This is a genomic window from Eggerthella sp., from assembly GCF_048329335.1.
Classification (GTDB): domain Bacteria; phylum Actinomycetota; class Coriobacteriia; order Coriobacteriales; family Eggerthellaceae; genus Eggerthella; species Eggerthella lenta.
The window spans coordinates 1-4,320 of the sequence record NZ_DBFEGU010000128.1; the positions used below are offsets into that span (position 1 = coordinate 1).

General features: G+C 63.9%; 3 protein-coding genes. 1 reads left to right on the forward strand and 2 read right to left on the reverse strand.

Annotation, left to right across the window (positions count from 1 at the left end; genetic code table 11):
- The coding region (ppk1, locus tag ACMO6A_RS03945; RefSeq protein WP_418470812.1) for a polyphosphate kinase 1 at positions 1 to 2,353 on the reverse strand (2,353 nt) is incomplete at its 3' end.
- 40 nt (positions 2,354 to 2,393) lie between these two features.
- A complete protein-coding gene (locus ACMO6A_RS03950; RefSeq protein ID WP_009306445.1) occupies positions 2,394 to 3,317 on the reverse strand; it encodes an exopolyphosphatase in 924 nt (307 codons plus the stop codon).
- Between the two features lie 257 nt (positions 3,318 to 3,574).
- On the opposite strand from ACMO6A_RS03950, the gene ACMO6A_RS03955 reads away from it, so the two are divergent.
- On the forward strand, positions 3,575 to 4,320 hold a 746-nt coding region (locus ACMO6A_RS03955; RefSeq protein ID WP_418470813.1), incomplete at its 3' end, for a polyphosphate kinase 2 family protein.

Below are 4,320 nucleotides of genomic sequence, written 5' to 3' on the forward strand. Positions count from 1 at the left end.
GCTGGGCCGAGCGTCGCCGAGCAGCATCGCGCGCCGCTTCGTCCTCGGCTGCTTCCAGGCGGCGCTGCTGCGCGCGCTTGATGAAGAACTCCTGCGATTCGAACAGCACGGTCTCGCCGTCGGCGTCTTCTTTCGCGAACGCGCCGAGCGGCGTGTAGCTGCCATCGGGCATGAGCTCACGCAGTTTGGCGGTGTCGCTCAGGCTCACGTCGAGGTATCCGAGGATCTGCTCGCGCAGTTCGCTGTCGAGGACGGGCCAGGCTATCTCGATGCGCTTGTCCATGTTGCGCGTCATGAGGTCGGCGCTAGACAGGTACACCTTCATATTGTCGCGCGGGCCGAAGCCGTAGATGCGGCTGTGCTCCAGCAGGCGCCCCACGATGGACACGACGCGCACGTGCTCGGTGTAGCCTTCCAGCCCCGGCACGATGCACGAGATGCCGCGCACGAACAGCGTCACGTTCACGCCGGCCTGCGACGCCTCCACGATCTTCTCGATCACGTCCTTGTCGGTGATGGAGTTCGTTTTGAAGAACAGCCCGCACGGCTCGCCGGCTTTCTTGCGTTCGATCTGCGCGTCGATCCCAGCGAGGATCATCGGCTTGATCTGCAACGGCGCCACCCACATGATGTCGTAGTTGTCGGAGGTGTTCTCGAGCCCCATGTTGCGGAAGAACTCGGTTGCGTCTCGCCCGAACGTCTCGTCGGTGGTGATGAACGACAGATCGGTGTACAGCTTCGCCGTCTTCTCGTTGTAGTTGCCGGTGCCCAGCTGGGTGATGTGCTGCAGCCCCTGGTCGGTTTGACGCGTGATGCAGCATATCTTCGAGTGCACCTTGAAGTCGCGGAAGCCGTAGATGACGTTGCATCCCGCCTGTTCGAAGCGCTGCGACCATTCGATGTTGTTGCTCTCGTCGAAGCGGGCGCGCAGCTCGAACAGCGCGGTCACCTCCTTGCCGTTCTCGGCTGCCGCGATGAGCGCCTCGGCTAGATGCGATTGGCTGGCCAGGCGGTACAGCGTGATCTTGATGGAGATGACGGTGGGGTCGTTCGCAGCCTCGCGCAGAAGCTGCACGAAGGCGTCCATGCTCTCGTACGGGTACGATAGCAGCACTTCCTTCTCGGCCACCTGGTCGATGATGCGACGGTTGCGGTCGAGGCAGCCGGGCCACTGCGGCGTGAACGGTACGTTCGTCAGCTCCGCGCGCGCGGCCTCGGGCAGATGGCCGGCCAGGCCCCACGTATAGCTCATGTCGAGCGGCACCTTCGTGACGTAAGCTTGGTGCGGCTTGAGGTTCAGGCGCTTGAGCAGCAGCTTCTCCAGGGTGGGCGACAGCGGCCGTTCGCTTTCGAGGCGTACCGGCGCCAGGCGCGAGCGCTTCTTCAAGATGCGCTTCATGTGCTCGCGATAGTCCTCGTCGCTCTCGTCGGTGCCTTCGGTGGCGTCGAGGTCGGCGTTGCGGGTGACGCAGATGACGTTCGTGTGCTTGATGGCGTACATGGAGAATATCTCGCTCGCCACCATCTCGATGGCGTGCTCCAGCAGGATGAACTGCAGTCCTTCGCCCGGCAGCGCGATCACGCGCTGGCATTGGCGCGGCATGGGGACGAGGCCCAGCGTCACGCCCTCGGCTCCGAGGTTCTTCCCCTTCTCCTCCTTGGGCGCCTTTTCGCCGTCCTTGGTCTTCGCCGCCTTCTTCTTCGCGCCCGGCTCCTCGTTGAGGCGCAGTACCACGTACAGCGCGCCGTTCTCCAAGTGAGGGAAGGGATGGCGCGAGTTGATGATCTGCGGCGACAGGAACGGCATCACGTTCTTGTGCACGTAATCGGACAGGAAGGCGCGCTGCTCGTCGTCGAGGTCTTCGGGGCGCAGGCTGCACACGCCGCGCGCGCACAGCTGTTTCCGCACGCTTTCGTAGGTGCGTTCCTGGATGGGGTACAGCTCGTGGCAGCGCGCGTAGATGGCATCGAGCTGCTCGGCGGGCGTCATGCCGGACTTCGAGTCGATGATGTGCTTCTTCACTAACGACAGGTCGGTCAGGCTGCCGACGCGCACCATGAAGAACTCCTGGAGGTTGCTCCAGAAGATGGAGATGAAGTTCAGGCGCTCGAGCAGCGGCACCGTCTCGTCGGCTCCCTGGTCGAGTACGCGCTCGTTGAACGTGAGCCATGACAGCTCTCGGTTCTGCAAGTAGGATTCTTTGCTCGGCTCGCCCTCGACGGAGGGGTTTGCGCCCTCGACCTCGTCGATTGACGCGCGCATCTCGTCCGCGCTCGTTTCCGCGAGAGCGTCCGGCGCTTGGCCGGCAGGAGTCTCGGCGGTGCTGGTCGTGGATTTCTTGGCTGTGTCCATGAACGTCCCCTTCCCGTAAACGTTCGCTTCCTGCGCGCCGCTACCGCAGCATGCGGTCGATCAGGTACCCTTCGCGCACGCCGTACTTGCATACGTCCAGACGCTCGGCTCCGCATGCGTCGAACAGCTCGCCGAGGATGATGCAGCCCGGTACCAGCGTGTGCACGCGCTCGGCCGAAGCCTTGAGCGCGGCGTGCGCGAACGTGTCGGGATCGGTGCGGCACCATGCAAGTATCGCATGAATTTGCTGTTTCGTCATGGTTTTCGGACGTACGGCCGCGCCGGTGGCTTGAGCATGCATCTTGGCGGCCGCGCGCACGCTTCCGCCGATGCCGTACAGCGCTTCCGAGCGGTACGCGTCGGGGTCGGGCAGACCGGCGAAGCGCTTGCGGAACGCTTCGGCTATGGCGTCCATCTCGCCGGGGGTCGGCAGGATAGCGCGTACGTGCTGGGCGAACGATGACAACGACCCTTGCCCGATGCTCGCGTTGTCGAAATCGAGGCTGCTTTCGATGCGTGTGAGCTCGGTCGAGCCGCCGCCGATGTCGACGAGCGTGCCCCGCTCTACTGCGCGGTCGCAGGTGGCGCCGACGAAGCCCAGGTGCGCCTCGTCGGTAGCCGACAGCAGCGAGATGGGCAGCTCGGCTGCCTCCTCGATGGCCGCGACGGCTTCCTCGCAGTTCAAGGCGTTGCGGATGACCGCGGTGGCGAACACCTCCATCTTCTCGCAATCGAAGTACCGTGCGCGCTTCGCATGTCCGCGCAGCACGCTGACGGCTCGGTCGATGCCGTCCTGGGTGAACACCCCGTCCACGACGTAGGCCGACAAGCCCGCCATCACCTTGTCGTTTATGAGACTCTTGAAATCTTTGTTCGTACACGTGCGCTTATGCGCGTCTTTCACGTCGTAGACGACGAGGCGTATCGAGTTCGACCCGAGGTCGATCACCGCGTAGTTGGGCATGGCATAGTCCGTCCGAAATCAAGCGGCTCGCCCGGGGCGATCCGCGATGTGCTCCATCGCTTCATTGTAGTGAACCGCGCCGGTCGCGGCCAGGCCGAGCGCGAACTGAAAGCTGGATTTTACTTTTCATCGCCTGCGCTCGGGACGACGGTCTGGTTCGCTCGTTCGGGTGGCGATGGGCCGGCCCTTGCAGGATGGCGGTCCGGTTCTTCGCGATCCTTGTGGTACCATGAGCTTCTCGAAGGAAAGGAAGCGCCATGCTGGAAACCGTCGATTTCTCACGCGAACCGCTCTCGAAGGACGCCTACAAGGCGCGTCGGGACGAGCTGATGGAGCGATTGGTGGTGCTGCAGCAGCAGGCGCGCGTGCAGGGCGTCGGCCTGGTGGTGCTGTTCGAAGGATGGAACGGCGCCGGCAAGGGCAGCCGCATCTCCGATCTCATGTACCACCTCGACGCGCGCGCCACCAGCGTGTACGTCACTGAAAACCTCGACGTGAAAGCCGCCCGCGCGTTCGCGGGCGCGAAGAGCGGCGTAACGGGCTTCTATCCCGTGATGCAGGAGTTCTGGAAGGGCCTGGGCCAGCGCGGCACCATCTCGTTCTTCGACCGCGGCTGGTACACCGCCGCCGTTCAGCACATGCTGTACACCGAGTTCGGCAAGCTCTCCCTGAAAGCCTCCAAGCGCAAGGGCCAGAAAGCCGTCGCGGCCGCCATGGCCGAGGCGCGCGACGAACGCCACATCGACGTGCTGCGCCGCTACCTCACCTCTGCGTCCGATTTCGAGCGGCAGCTAGCCGACGACGGTTACCTTGTGGTCAAGTTCTTCGTGCACGTCACGAAGGAGGCGCAGAAGAAGCGCCTCACGCGCCTGCATGACGACCCGGCCACCCGATGGCGCGTCAACGAGGACAAGCTCGCCACCATCGGCAATTACGAGGAGGCGTACCGGCTCTACGACAACCTCTTGAAGGGCAGCAACTTCACGTTCGCCCCGTGGCACCT